Genomic DNA, 13332 nt, shown 5'->3' with positions numbered 1-13332 from the left:
TCTCAGCGTTCTGTACTCGTGGCTGCATAATCAGCGTCCGATACGAATCGAATACGGCCAGAAGTCAATTCGATATCGACATCCACTCGTGGCACGGAGAGCGTTAGAGCGATTTCTGTGCTGAGTCCGGTCTCCTGCTCGAAGATCAACTCGGTCGGGCCTGCGTGCAGGACGCCATCTCGCTCCGGCAAGGAAAAGAGTTCTTCGTGCCGAGTTCGCCAGCTTTCAGCGTCTGGGCCAGTGACGGTGATCCGACTGATCCGCGGTGCGGTATCGGCTACTTCGAGATAAGGAGGGGGAAACATGAAGCTGTCGCGGAGGCCGAAGAATATCTCGCCTACCGGAGGGGTTGGCGCGACTCCCAGGTAGTGCCCCATTGTGCCGTCCTCACGTTTCCACGAGCCGACTTGCGCGCTCGCGTGTTCGAGTCCGGGCAACTGACGCCATCGAGCGAGTTCGCCGCCCGCATCGTCTGTCGTGTATGTAACGGCAAAGATCCGCGGTGTTCGGTCAAAAACCTTGCCCTTTAGAAACGAACCCGGTGATAGTTCGCTGGCGAGTTCGATAAATCCGCCGCCGTGGATTGGCAGCATCCGTGACTTGATCCCGGCAACCTGCTCGACAACCTCATTCCCGAATGAGAAACCAACTTTCTCCAAGCGGTCCGATATTTCGATCATCTCTGTCGGCGACGTGAGCACGATGACGTGGCCGATCATTCTGTTGACTGAACTCATGTTTCACATTTCCTCGGTAGTCGACTGGTGTGTGAGATGGCTGTTGACAAGGGCCAGCCAAATCGTTGATGGCTCTCACCACGAACCTCCAGATCGAGTGGCGAGAGTAAGAGAACTTCATCGGCGGCGTGTTTCCTGTGGGCCAACGTCTGTTGCGACAGTAACAACATCGTATGATGGCGTCAAGGAAAACGAACGCCAAAATGGAACTCGTTCATGGATGAGGAGTACGACGGATGCCGACAGATGCCAGTTCGAGCCAAGGGAAGGGCTCGGCCGTCGACAAGGCCCTCGACATCGTCGAGGCCGTGGCGACAGCCGATGGACCGCTGAGGCTTATCGATCTGGCCAACCTCGTGGGCCTCCACCGCGCCACTGCGTACAAGGTTGTCCTCGACCTGGTGCGCCGCGGCTGGGTGCTACGCGATGGCGACCATTACTTGCCTGGCACCGCGCTTCTCCACTTGTCCTTCGCCGCAGGAGTGAACGCTCTTCTGGTACTCAGCCGACCTGTCCTGCAGAGCCTGGCCGACCGAACATCGATGATGGTCAACCTGCAGATCCTTACCATTGACCGGGCACGGATCATCGATGTCGTACGACCCCCTCGACTTCAGTCGATAGTGGACCGGCACGGACAGCTTCTTCGAGTTGACGAGTCTGCCGGCGCACTGGCTCTCGTCGCCGCACTTGACGACATTGCTGCGACTCCATACCTGCGCATGGCCGAGACCTCGAGTCGTGAGTCGGAACATGGCACCGAGCTCCGCAGGAGGATCGAGGCTGCACGAAAAGCCGGCTTCGCCGAGCAGCGAGGCTCTGCGACCGTGATTGCCGATGTAGGTCGTGCCGTCCTGGCACCAGGCGGGCGCCCGACCTGCGCGTTGACTGTAGTCAGTCTCGCGAGCGAGTTCGATGAGGTCACCATGTCGAAGGTTGAGGCTGAGTTGATGACGGCCACCCAGGAACTCGAAAGGATATTGAATGGGGCGACCCGCGGCGCCGTAGAGAATCAGCCGTGAGTGAGTTGTTCGTGCTGCGTACCGCGGCTACCGACTGATGACCAACGTCCGCACCCACTGTCGACTCGGTTCGAGGTACCGCCGCCGCGCGTCGGTGAAGAGCTGGACACTGTCAGGTCCGGGCCAATCAGAGGGCAGCATCTCGTCGGGCAGGCCCGGGTCCACGTACGGGATGATCCGCCATTCGTCCAGGAGGGGAACGAAACGAGCGAACGCGTCGCGCCCGTCGGTCGAGTCGTCGTCGATAGCGTGGCCGCGATGATCGAGGAAGGTGCGGTGACGTTCAGCGAGGCTGTCTAAGTCCCACCACTGCGAGACCGCATCCCGCAGCGTGCCGGGCACGTCGAATTCGGTGGCGAGGAAAGTGGTGATGTGCGCGTCGAGTCCGAGGGCGGTCACGATCGCTGCCGCCTCCACCGCGAGGTACTCGGGGCAGATCCATAACCCCGCCGAGACAGTGCCGCATCCGATCGACGCCAGCCGACGCCGAAGCTGATGTCGGGCAGCACGTTCAGACTCCGGGATACCGAACGAGATCAGCCGCCAGGCGTCGCCCGGGGCCATCTGCCGGAACCCGAAGATTCGCGAATCCCCGCGCACGAACATCGCCTCCGCCGCGGCGGTGAGGCCGTAGCCATTGTTCCCATCGCGGCACTCCGAGTGCAGCACCCGCTTGCTTTTGAGCCTGGTCACCGCGGTCCTGGTGCTCTGCGCCGGCACCCCGAGTGCCGACAACAGCATGGTGAGATCCGCGATCGCGATCCAGCCACCGAGATCGCGGACGTAAGCGCCGAGCACCGTGCGTACCAGCGATGTCGCACTCCCAGCTCTGGAGTCGATGTCGTCTAGTACGGCGCCCGCAACGGCGGGCCACCCCCGGTCAGGGACCCCCGAGCTGAACCGGCCGTCAGGATGCTGTGAGTTCGTCACCGATCGCCACCACCCCGGCGAGTACTTCACTGAAGGTGGTACTCAGCGGGCTCATCCCCAGCCGAATTCCCTCGGGCCCACGGAAGTCGGGGATGACCCCGCGCTGCCAGAGCCGTGCGGTGATATCGCGGAACTGCGGGTGGTCAATCGTCACGTGCCCGCCCCGGCGGGCGGACTCCAGCGGCGACGACACCGCGACACCGAATGGAACCAGGCAGTCTTGCACCAGGTCCAGCGCGTACTCGGTGAGCGACACCGACTTCGCACGGATCGCGGGCATACCGGCATCCTCGATCATTTCGAGGGTGTCCTGGATCGGGATCATCCCGAGAATCGCGGGGGTGCCGCTGATCACCCGGCGGATCCCCGCAGCCGGAACGTACCCTTGCGCCATGTCAAACGGGGTGTCGCGGCCCATCCAGCCCCAAATCGGCTGCACGAAGTTGTCGAGGTGCGCAGCGGCAACGTAGGCGAACGCCGGCGAGCCGGGACCGCCACTGAGGTACTTGTACGTGCACCCTACCGCGAAATCCACACTCCACGAGTCGAGTTCAATCTCCACCGAGCCCGCCGAATGGCAGAGATCGAGCAGCAGCAGCGCCCCCGAGCTGTGTGTCGCCGCACCGATCGCAGGGACGTCGAGGAGATACCCGGACCGGTAGGCGACGTGACTGAGCACCACCAGCGCAGTTCGCTCACACACCGCGTCGGCCACCTCGGCGGCGGTGACACCGCCGCGGAAGTCGGGCTCGATCCACCGCAACGTCAACCCATGGTCTTCGGCGATCGACTCGAGCAGGTATCGGTCGGTGGGGAAGTTATCGCGGTCGAGGACGATCTCGGTTCGATCCGGGCGCATAGCGAGGGCGCCGCGGACCAGCTTGTACAGCAGGACCGTCGTCGAATCTCCGATCGTGGTCTGACCTGCGGCCGCCCCCAGCACTGCCGCCCCGAGCCGGTCGCCGAGCCTCAGCGGCATGTCGAACCAATCCTCGTCCCAACCCCGGATCAGCCTTCGCCCCCACGCGTCGGAGACGAACGTGGCGAGTCGGTCCGCGCTCGCCCGTGTGGGCCGGCCCAGGGAGTTGCCGTCCAGATACGCGACGACCTCCGGGTCGTCGCTTCCGAGGAATTGGGCCGGGTACTCGCTCAGGGGGTCAGCCGCGTCGAGTTCATCGGCACGTTTGACGAGGGCGGCAGACGCGATGGTCATGATCAACGTCCGATCTCTGTGCGTACGGCGAAAAGTTCCGGGAAGAAAGTGAGGTCGAGTGCGCTTTGCAAGAACCCGACACCGCTCGACCCGCCGGTACCGGTCTTCATGCCTATCGTGCGCAGCACCGTACGCATATGGCGGAACCGCCACAGCTGGAAGTTCTCCTCGAGGTCGACGAGTTCTTCCAACGCCTCATACACCGACCAGTATTTGTTCGGGGTCTCGTAGATCTCTTTGACGAGTGGAAGCAGATTCGGGTCGAGAACGTAGGCCTGACTAACGTCGCGGGCGAGCGTCGAGTGGGGGACATCGAGGCCGGCGCGGGACAAGTAACGCCAGAACGCGTCATAAAGACTCGGCTCGTGGAGGAGTGTTTCGAGTTCGTCGTGGGCCGCGGGGTCCGATTCGAACACCCTCAGCATGCCCGCGTTCTTGTTACCGAGGATGAACTCCACCGCTCTGTACTGGTGCGACTGGAAGCCCGACGAGTTCCCCAGGAACTCCCGGAACTCGGTGTACTCGGTGGGAGTGAGCGTTGCCAGTACCGACCACTGCTCGGTAAGGGTCTTCTGGATGTGCTTGACCCTCGCGACGCACTTCAGCGCCACCCCGATGTCATCGTTGTCGAGTGCCGCTCGCGCCGCGCGCGTTTCATGCAGCACCAACTTCAGCCACAGCTCGGTGGTCTGGTGCTGAATGATGAACAGGAGCTCGTCGTGATGCTCTGGGCGACTGACCGGGCGCTGGGCGCTCAGCAGCGTGTCCAGGTGAAGGTAGGCGTCGTAACTCATACGCGAGGAGAAGTCGGTCACGATCTCCTGCTCGAGTGGGCGGGTGTTGCCTTCGACTGCCATGGTGATTCCTCGTCATCTCTCATCTAAGTCATCAAGTCGTCTTCGGCATCGAACACGGTATTACAAAATATTGACGCCCGCTAGAGTTGTGACACGACTTCCAGGTCGTGGCGGCGGACTGTCACCGCTTTGCGCGACTTCCACTCGCATCTATCGTTCCATTGACGTCAGTACGTAATCCGCCATACGGTAAGGATGTCAGTGTCTAGCACTCGGGAGATCTCATGTCGGCACTTGGCCTCACTGTGCTGGCCGGCCGTGCCGACCTGGTCGCACTCGGTCGCCCCCATCTCTACGACCCGCAGTGGACGTTGCATGCCGCCGCAGACCAGGAGTGCACCGGTCCCGAGGCGCAGTGGCCGCAACAGTTTCAGGGCGGCAGCTGGAAACCGCCGACGGGACGCACCGACGGACCCCGACCCCGCCTCGAACTGATTCGGGAAGGAGCCCCGGTCACCGCACATCGGCGATGGAAGCCATGAGCACCCTGGCGGACCTGCTTAGACGCGCCGTGCCACCGCCGCAACAGACGCTGCGGTACGGCTACCAAGAGCAGCAGCTCGCGGACGTCTGGCTGCCCGAGCAGACGCCGAGCGCGGTCGTCTTGTTCCTGCACGGTGGGTTCTGGCGCGGCGCATACGATCGGCACCACACCGAACCACTCGCCGCTGCCCTGGCACAGGAGGGTTACGCCGTGGCCAACGTGGAATACCGACGCGGCGGCGAATACCCGGAGACCTTCGACGACATCGCGCGGGCCATGGATTCGTTGCCTCGGCTCGTCTCCGAGGGCTGCGGGATCACCACCACGACACCGATCATCAGCGCCGGGCACTCCGCAGGCGGCCACCTCGCGCTCTGGGCGTCGGCCCGCCACCGCCTGCCAGACACGTCGCCCTGGTACCGTGCCGATCCGGCGCTCGCCGGCGTGCTCTCACTCGCCGGGGTCGGCAGCATCGCTGATGCCCTGTCCAACCGGATCGGCGGTGACGCGGCCGCGGAGCTGCTGGGCGCGCATCCATACACCACCGAAATCGATCCGGCCGCCCTCGGTTCCACCTACATCCCGACCGCCCTCGTGCACGGTCACCAGGACGATGATGTTCCCTTCGCCTACAGCGAAGCGCATCGTAACCTGCTCGACCATGGCGGCACGAATGTGCACCTGTGGTCGATTCCCGCTGCCGGTCACTTCGAACTCATCGACCCGCACACCGATGCCTGGCGCACCGTCGTAGACGCCCTGAACTGGTTGGTCGTCCACTCGGGCCGATGACGCGCGGCCGTATGTGCTCGAAGATCAGAGATGCTGTTCGGCAGCGGCGAATCAGGCGAACGTCGACACTCTGGGAGAAGCACGGTGCTCGTCATCGCAGCGGGTCGAAGGGCACAAGTTCCGTGGGAAGGTGACCGGTGACGATGGATTCCGCGAGCAGTCGTCCGGTGGCCGGCCCCAGCGTGATGCCCCACATGCCGTGCCCACCCGCGACAAAGACCCTAGGTGATCGGGTGGCGCCGATCAACGGGAGCCCGTCCGGAGTGCAGGGCCGCGAACCCACCCACTCGTCTGTGCGGGAGTCGAGGTCGGCGCCCCGCAGCAGTGGCCGCGCGGCGTCCACAATCGCCCCGATGCGGCGCTGGTCCAGCGCTGCCTCCGGCTTGCGAAACTCCATCATTCCGGCGACGCGCAGACGGCCCAGCAAGGGAGTGCAGGCCACCCGTTGTGAGGGGAAGTAGACAGGTCCGGACGGGACGTGCTCCATCGCGACGCTGAAACTGTAGCCGCGACCAGCCTGGACGACGGTTTTGACCCCGAACTGCCTGGCCAGATCGCCCAGCCAGGTACCGGTGGCGAGGACGATCGCGTCGAACGATTCCGTCGAGCCGTCGCCTATGCCGACCTGCAAGGTCCGGCCATCGTCCTCGACGGACGTCACTTCGGCGTCCTCACGGATGGTCCCGCCACGTTGCCGGACCGCATCAGCAAGCCGATGCACGAAATCACCCGGATTGATGAATCGCTGGCCGCGCAGTCGGATTGCCGCGCCGACCTCATCCGATAATGACGGTTCTACCTCGCGCGCGTCATCGCCGGACAAAACGTCGAACGCGATCTGCTGGCCAGCGGCCTGGATATGTTCCAACTCCTCGAGGAGGACGGCACGTTCTTCCGTCGTGCGGTATGCGGCGAGGAACGACTCGGCCTCCTCCGTCTGCCCTCTCACTCCGCCGTCCACGAGAGAATCGAAGCTGGACAGGGCGCAGCGGTTGATGGCGACCAAGGATTCCATGGCGGCGCGCCAGCGTTTGGTCGTGCTATGCCGCGCGAAGGAGGCCAGAAACTTGATGAGCCGCACGTTGCCGGTCGGTGGGACGTACACCGGCGAAGTAGCGCTTAGTGCGGCGCGCAAACCGTAGCGCAGAACGGCCGGCTCCGGTAGCGGTGTGCTGATACCGGGCGTGAGCCAGCCAGCGTTTCCCCACGACGCCCCTGCCGCAATACCCTTGCGATCCAGGACGGTGACCTCGACTCCGCGCTCCTGTAGGAACCATGCGGTCGACAGCCCGACCATTCCGGCGCCGACAACGACGACTCGCCTGGGCGCGTTGATCTCCTGGAACATTGCCTACCTCTTCTAGCTATGTTTGCGACCACTCGATCATCAGGCACACCGGCGTCGCTGGCATCGTTGCATCAGGCCAATCCACCGCACCCAAATTGTGTTCACGCCACAACGGGTATGTAGCACAATAGAAGTGATCCGGGCCGAAACGTGGACCGTGGGAGGGAAATATCGCCATGATGCGTACCGCCGATTTGATCGACGCGCTGGGCGGGACGCTGCTGCGCGCAATCGTTTCCGGACCTCGTGAGTACGTCAGTGACGTGATACTCGATGGATGCAACGAAATACCATTCGGGCAACCCGACAACTTGCTCCTGGGTGTCGGCACCGGCGACGCGGCCGCCGCGGTAGTCCTGCTCCGGCGGGCGGCCGATGCGAGCGTCGGTGCAGTCGTGCTGAAAGGCTCGATCGCCGCCGATCCATCGGTGCGCGAAATCGCCGGGGAAGTCGGAGTCGGTGTGATCGAGCTGCAACCGCAGGCGTCGTGGACTCACCTCGTGTGGTTGTTGCGCAGCGTTCTCGACCGCGCCATCGGCACGACAGACGTTGAGAATTCAAGCGCGTACAGCGATCTCTTTTCATTCGCCGATGCTGTGGCCGCGACCGTCGGCGCTCCAGTAACCATCGAGGACGCCCACTCGCGGGTACTGGCATACTCGGCGGTCCAGGACATATCCGACCCAGCGCGCGTCTCGACCATTATCGGACGCCGCGTCCCTGAAGATGTGGTCAACTATTTCCGGTCCCGCGGAATTTTCCGACGAATGAGGAAGTCCAGCGAGCCGATTTGGATCGAGCATGGCCCCGATGGCGCACTCCCCCGCCTGATCATCCCCGTTCGCGCAGGTGGTGAGTTCTTGGGTTCAATCTGGGCCGTTACCCCGAAGCCGGTGCTGCCAGATCAGATAGGCGAATTAAAGCGGGCGGCCACCATACTCGCGCTACACCTATTACGTCTGCGTGCCCAAACCGAGGCGGCCAGGAGACTGTCGGCCGAACGCCTCCGCACCGTCTTGCTAGTTTCGACAGACACCGCCGACACCGGGAACTGGTTGTACGGCGGTCCCTGGAGAGTAGTCGCCCTGAATGCGTCAGGGGCGGGCGACGATCCACACCGTCAACTGGACCTGTGGGAGTCTATCCTGCGGCGATACGGCTGGTCGCAACCGCTACTCACCGAAGTTGACGGAGCAGCGTTGACCGTCGTGTCATCGGAGGAGACCGGACGGACTGCGGGAAGTTGGCCGTGGCTACGCACGGTCGTCGACGAGGTGTACACGCATGACGACACGGTCTACGCCGTCGCCGGAAGTCGCACGCAAGTCCCGAACGCCCTTCCACAGTCTCGCGCCGAGGCTATCGAGTTGGACAGACTAGCGCGCGCCGGCCGACTGCCCGGCCCCACCGTAGCGATCGAGTCGGTTTGGCACCAACTGATCATCGAGCGTGCTCGAACCGCGGTGCGGGTGGACGCAGGCTTCCTTGGCGGGCCACTGCCCGATCTGCTCGCGCACGATCGAAGTCACGGAACTGAATACATCACAACGCTCGATGCGTATCTCCAACACCACGGTGAACCGACCCAGGCCGCACGCATCCTGAATATTCACCCAAATACATTGCGTTACAGGATGCGCCAGATTCGCGCTATAGCGGGCACCGACCTGATTAACCCACGTGTTCGTCTCGCCTTACAGCTGCAACTGCTCGCCAGTCAAGGGCTTTCAAACCCGATTTCCAACGACAGACACAACAATCCATCACAATGACCGTTTGAACCTGAGCAATACACCTCGACGCGTTGACCGAGCGGTTGATCGAAGCCAGCATCGATTGGTCCAGGCGGCCACCACCACTACGTCGGCTGTGTAGCCGTTGGTTCGGCTGTTGGTGATGAAGGTCTTCGAGCCGTTCAGGATCCAGTCGGACCCGCCCCGCACAGCGGTGGTCTTGAGATTCGCCAGGTCAGACCCGCCGATGGCTCCAGAACTCAACGCCCCTCCCCGCGTAGTGGCCGAACGCGGCGACGCGGCGCAGCATGCGATCGGCGATCGGATCGTCACAGACCTTGCCGGTATTGCGGTTACTGACTCGGGTCGCCGGCTGGTGGGCCTCGGCCCATCCGACTCATGCATGGCAGCCTGACGGCCAGCCGATCGAACCGCGATCGATTGCTCCCTCTTCCGGCCGCGCCTGGACGGCCTCCAAGATGGCGACGCTGTTGAGCCTCGTCATGGGGCGAACACTGTGTTTTCAATGGAAGAGGGAGCAACGCCGCGAGCGCCGCGAGTGGGTGGCCTCAGGCGGGAAGTTGAACGAGCCCGTGTTGGGCGATTGTGGCCAGCAGTCGGCCTTCGCGGGAGAACAAGGATGCCCTGGTGGTGGCGAGTCCAGCATCGGTGTGCGGGCTGTCTTGAACCAGTGCGATCCATTCGTCCGCGCGCCCCTGTTCATGCCACCACATCGCGTGGTCGAGACTGGCGGTGATGACGCCGTCCTGTGCCCACGCTGCCCCGTGTCGGCGCAACGCCGGTTCGAGCAGGGTGTAATCGCAGACGTAGGCGAGCGCGAGGCGATGTGCGGCGGGATCGTCGGGCAGGCGGTCGAACGCCTTGACCCACACGACTTGTCGGGACTGCCGCTGCTCCGCTGGTTCGGTGTAAACGGGTGGGTCGACGTGTCGTATATCGAAGTGTCGGCCGTGCGCCCAGTACTCGGTGTCGCGAACCGAGGTCCCCGCAACTGCCTCGGCCGAGGTCGGCAGGGATTCCGGGTCAGGGAGGTCGGGCATCTCAATCGTGTGCCGAACGGGAGTGTCTGACGGTACGTGGCAGGAGGCGAATCCGTGGAAGGTCACACGGTCTCCTTGGCGCCCGACGATCGACCGCGCTGAGAAGTTCCGTCCGTCACGCACACGAGTCACGTCGTAGGTGCTCGGTACCGCGACGTCCGCCGCCCGAAGGAAGAACCCGTGGAACGAGTGCAGGACCCGCTCGTCGTCGACGGTCTGCAGTACCGCGGCCAACGCGTGCGCCAGGGTTTCGCCGCCGTAGGCGCGTCCGGAGGGAATGGGCTGATGCGAGGCATCGAACGAGTCGGGCCGGTTTTCACGGACCTGCAGCCAGTCCAGAAGAGAGATCGCAGTGCTCATGCGCGCCGATACCCCACGAGGGTCGAGTCGTCCACTTCCTGGAGGTTGACGACAATGTTGTCAGGGGTGCGGCAGGTCAGCCACACCAGTTCTTCGGTGGTACTCATGTTCACCTCAACGTGCGGCATGAACGGCGGCACGAACACGAAATCGCCCTCACTCATGTCGACGTATTCCCGGTAGTTCTCGCCGTAGTAGATGCGCGCCACGCCAGTGAGCACGTAGCCGCCGGTCTCGGCCTCACCGTGGTGGTGGGGCAGTGAGCGGTAGCCGGGCTCGTTGGTCACTTTCCCGAACCAGATTCGGGTAGCGGGCGTGTGCTGCGGTCCGACCCCCGACACGCGTACGGCGCCGCCGGACTGGGTGGTTCCGTGATGTTCGTGTCCTGCCCGGGTGACGACCGGGACTACCCGGGTGTTGGCGATCTCGCTGGTCATTGCCTTTCCTTTCCGACCCGCTGCACGGCGTCGATCTTGTTGGGATAGTGGGTGATTTGGTTGCGCAACAGGCCGATCCCTTCGATCTCCGTTTCCACGACGTCACCGTCGCGAAGGAACCTGGGCGGATCGGCGGCGATACCGACGCCGCCCGGCGTTCCGGTCAGCACGACATCACCCGCCCGCAAAGTGGTGAATTCGGAGATGTAGGCGAGCAGCGTCGCTGGGTCGAACAGCAGATCGTCTGTCGACCCGACCTGTTCGTCGATGCCGTTGACCCGGCAGACGATGCGCAGGCCGTTGCCGGGGTCGACTTCGTCGGGGGTGACCAATTCCGGTCCCAGCGGCGTGGTGGCATCGAATGCCTTGCCCTGCAACCACTGTGAGGTTCTGCGCTGCCAGGCGCGGACGGAGAAGTCGTTGGCGACGGTGTATCCGGCAATGCCGGCCCGCGCGGTGTCGCGATCGGCATGCCGGAGCACGGTGCCGACCACGATCGCGAGTTCGGCCTCCCAGTCGAGAGCTACCGTCTCGGCGGGGCCCGGCAGCGCGATGTCGGCGTTCCATGCGGTGAGGGTGTCGGCGAATTTCGCGAAGAGGGTGGGGAATTCGGGTTCCGACTGGGCCATCTCGCCGATGTGGGCGCGATAGTTATGGCCGCAGCACACGATCTTGCCCGGTGTGGTCACGACGGGAGCCGGTCGCTCAGGGGCGTTCTGCTGCCGGTCGGAATGGGCCTGGGCTGAGCGCCAGCCCGGGGTTGCGAGCAGGGCTCCGACGTCTGCGGCGGCGGTCGCGTACCACTGTCCATCGAGGCAGACTTCGGCGCGGCTGCCGCCGTCGGCGGCAAGAACTGTTCGCAAACGCATGGCAGGGCCTCCATAGATCGGCCGGGTCTGTATTGAATGTCGAACACAGGAAGAGCATCTCTGCCATATCGCGTTCTATTGACGATAGCTACGTTAGCACCATATTGTGGTCCGAACCACCCTGAGATGAAATCGGCTCGCCGACCGTGCCGGCCCGATCGAGAAAAGAGGCACCATGTCCATCGAGCGAATCAACCCATCAGCGCTGGCGAAGCCGTCCGGATTCGCACACGCGACCTGCTATCGCAACATCGTTCACCTGGCCGGCCAGACGGCCTTGACGCCGGAGGGGAAGATCATCGACGGCGGGATCGTCGCCCAGTTCCGTCAGGCGTTCTCCAATGTGCTTGCTGCGCTCGAAGCGGCTGGGGGCCGGCCCGAGAACCTGCTCAGTGTCACGATCTACCTGCTCGACATTCCCGACTATCAGGCCAACGGCAAAGAGATCGGCCGGATCTGGCGTGAACTGGCCGGTACCGAGTATCCGGCGATGGCTGGCGTCGGCGTTACGGCGCTGTGGCAGCCCGAGGCGCTGGTCGAGATCCAGGCCGTGGCAGCGCTGGACGCCGAACAGGCCTGAGCCTGCGGCGATGTCGACGCCGCGGGCTTACGCTGCCGGTCCGGTTCCGTGCATGATCTCTCGTGCGTGCCGTCCGGCCGGTCCGGCGAGCGCGTGATCGAGGTCGGCGAACAGCTGCTCGGCGGCCAGCCCGTTCCAGCCGTCGGGTAGCAGCTCGACCGGGAGTCCCGGATCGAGGTACGGCAGCCGCCGCCATTCGGTCAGCATCGGTACATAGGTGGCGAACGCCTTTTGCTGCTCGGCGGCCAGCGCGTCGGCGGCATCGAGTGCGGGCCGGTACCGGCGCTGGAAGTCTGCGTACAGCTGCGACAATTCGTCGAAGTCCCACCAGGATTCGACCGCCTGGCGGATGGGCCGCACGCCGACATGTACGCCCTCGAACAGCTCCACGTAGTTGGTGAATCCCTTGCGCTCCAGGACGATGCGCACTTCATTGGTCATATTCCCGGGTGCGATCCACGTGCCGGGGCTGACTGTTCCGAACCCTAGCCTGGTCAGCGAGCTGCGCAAGGCGTGCCGCTTGTCGCGTTCCGACTCCGGTACCGAGAACACCAGCATCAGCCAACCGTCGTCGAGCTCGGCTCGGCGGCGGTGGAAGATGCGTGCATCGCCCTCGGACAGTGCCGCCATCGCCGACAGCGAGAGCTCGTACCCGGCGGCTCCGCCGCGTCGGACGCTGTGCAGGATGTTGCGTCGCTTCAGGCGGGAAACCGACGAACGAACTGCTGGGCCGTCCACGCCGATCTCGGCCATCAGTCGGACCAACGCCGAGACAGCGAGCCAATTGCCTTCCCCGCGGGCGTAGAGCCCGAATAACGACACGATCAACTCTCGCGGTTGCGTCTCCTGGCTATCCGGAAGCAACTCGCCGAGATCAATCATGAATTCAGCCTACGGCCGCAGCCGCGA

General features: G+C 63.9%; 14 protein-coding genes and 1 pseudogene. 5 read left to right on the top strand and 10 right to left on the bottom strand.

Features of this window, described 5'->3' with window-relative positions; all coding sequences use genetic code 11:
* Positions 1 to 2 precede the first annotated feature (2 nt).
* Positions 3 to 737 carry a hypothetical protein gene (locus LKE06_RS17125; protein WP_228000162.1) on the bottom strand — a complete coding sequence of 245 codons (735 nt, stop codon included), beginning with the start codon at positions 735 to 737 and terminating at the stop codon, positions 3 to 5.
* Between the two features lie 236 nt (positions 738 to 973).
* Here LKE06_RS17125 and LKE06_RS17120 point away from each other — a divergent pair, with 236 nt between their 5' ends.
* Positions 974 to 1759: an IclR family transcriptional regulator gene (locus LKE06_RS17120; protein WP_228000161.1), complete on the top strand. Its 786-nt coding sequence runs from the start codon at positions 974 to 976 to the stop codon at positions 1757 to 1759.
* Positions 1760 to 1786: 27 nt separating this feature from the next.
* Here LKE06_RS17120 and LKE06_RS17115 read toward each other — a convergent pair whose 3' ends face one another.
* The 3 genes from LKE06_RS17115 to LKE06_RS17105 are packed head-to-tail and all read right to left on the bottom strand — an operon-like array spanning position 1787 to position 4759.
* Positions 1787 to 2689: a PaaX family transcriptional regulator gene (locus LKE06_RS17115; protein WP_228000159.1), complete on the bottom strand. Its 903-nt coding sequence runs from the start codon at positions 2687 to 2689 to the stop codon at positions 1787 to 1789.
* Positions 2667 to 3902 carry a kynureninase gene (locus tag LKE06_RS17110; protein WP_228000157.1) on the bottom strand — a complete coding sequence of 412 codons (1236 nt, stop codon included), beginning with the start codon at positions 3900 to 3902 and terminating at the stop codon, positions 2667 to 2669. The genes LKE06_RS17115 and LKE06_RS17110 overlap by 23 nt, the downstream gene beginning before the upstream one ends.
* A 2-nt stretch (positions 3903 to 3904) precedes the next feature.
* Positions 3905 to 4759 (bottom strand): tryptophan 2,3-dioxygenase, encoded by an 855-nt coding sequence (locus LKE06_RS17105; RefSeq protein ID WP_228000155.1) that lies wholly within the window; start codon positions 4757 to 4759, stop codon positions 3905 to 3907.
* A gap of 224 nt (positions 4760 to 4983) precedes the next feature.
* Between LKE06_RS17105 and LKE06_RS17100 the strand changes: the two genes are divergently transcribed.
* Positions 4984 to 5241, top strand: a complete 258-nt coding sequence (locus LKE06_RS17100; RefSeq protein ID WP_228000154.1) for a hypothetical protein — start codon at positions 4984 to 4986, stop codon at positions 5239 to 5241.
* Positions 5238 to 6035: an alpha/beta hydrolase gene (locus tag LKE06_RS17095; RefSeq protein ID WP_228000152.1), complete on the top strand. Its 798-nt coding sequence runs from the start codon at positions 5238 to 5240 to the stop codon at positions 6033 to 6035. The genes LKE06_RS17100 and LKE06_RS17095 overlap by 4 nt, the downstream gene beginning before the upstream one ends.
* A 91-nt stretch (positions 6036 to 6126) precedes the next feature.
* Here LKE06_RS17095 and LKE06_RS17090 read toward each other — a convergent pair whose 3' ends face one another.
* Positions 6127 to 7383 (bottom strand): NAD(P)/FAD-dependent oxidoreductase, encoded by a 1257-nt coding sequence (locus tag LKE06_RS17090; RefSeq protein WP_228000151.1) that lies wholly within the window; start codon positions 7381 to 7383, stop codon positions 6127 to 6129.
* A gap of 395 nt (positions 7384 to 7778) precedes the next feature.
* Between LKE06_RS17090 and LKE06_RS17085 the strand changes: the two genes are divergently transcribed.
* Positions 7779 to 9155: a PucR family transcriptional regulator gene (locus LKE06_RS17085; RefSeq protein ID WP_228000149.1), complete on the top strand. Its 1377-nt coding sequence runs from the start codon at positions 7779 to 7781 to the stop codon at positions 9153 to 9155.
* A 63-nt stretch (positions 9156 to 9218) separates the two neighbouring features.
* On the opposite strand, the pseudogene LKE06_RS32820 reads toward LKE06_RS17085, so the two are convergent.
* The 4 genes and pseudogenes from LKE06_RS32820 to LKE06_RS17070 form a co-directional block, all read right to left on the bottom strand.
* Positions 9219 to 9362: pseudogene (locus tag LKE06_RS32820) on the bottom strand (acyl-CoA dehydrogenase family protein); the annotation flags it as partial.
* Between the two features lie 323 nt (positions 9363 to 9685).
* Positions 9686 to 10537: an acyl-CoA thioesterase gene (locus LKE06_RS17080; protein ID WP_228000147.1), complete on the bottom strand. Its 852-nt coding sequence runs from the start codon at positions 10535 to 10537 to the stop codon at positions 9686 to 9688.
* Entirely contained in the window at positions 10534 to 10974 is a 441-nt protein-coding gene (locus LKE06_RS17075; RefSeq protein WP_228000146.1) for a cupin domain-containing protein, read from the bottom strand. Before LKE06_RS17075 ends, LKE06_RS17080 begins: the two co-directional genes overlap by 4 nt.
* Entirely contained in the window at positions 10971 to 11843 is an 873-nt protein-coding gene (locus tag LKE06_RS17070; RefSeq protein WP_228000144.1) for a fumarylacetoacetate hydrolase family protein, read from the bottom strand. The genes LKE06_RS17075 and LKE06_RS17070 overlap by 4 nt, the downstream gene beginning before the upstream one ends.
* 175 nt (positions 11844 to 12018) lie before the next feature.
* On the opposite strand from LKE06_RS17070, the gene LKE06_RS17065 reads away from it, so the two are divergent.
* The gene (locus tag LKE06_RS17065) at positions 12019 to 12423 is read left to right on the top strand and encodes a RidA family protein (protein ID WP_228000142.1); all 405 of its coding nucleotides are present in this window, start codon (positions 12019 to 12021) and stop codon (positions 12421 to 12423) included.
* A gap of 27 nt (positions 12424 to 12450) precedes the next feature.
* Here LKE06_RS17065 and LKE06_RS17060 read toward each other — a convergent pair whose 3' ends face one another.
* A complete protein-coding gene (locus LKE06_RS17060) occupies positions 12451 to 13305 on the bottom strand; it encodes a PaaX family transcriptional regulator (protein WP_228000140.1) in 855 nt (284 codons plus the stop codon).
* Positions 13306 to 13332 lie beyond the last annotated feature (27 nt).

It is taken from the genome of Nocardia australiensis (genome assembly GCF_020733705.1).
GTDB classification, from domain to species: domain Bacteria; phylum Actinomycetota; class Actinomycetes; order Mycobacteriales; family Mycobacteriaceae; genus Nocardia; species Nocardia australiensis.
This window is presented reverse-complemented; position numbering and strand designations above follow the sequence as displayed.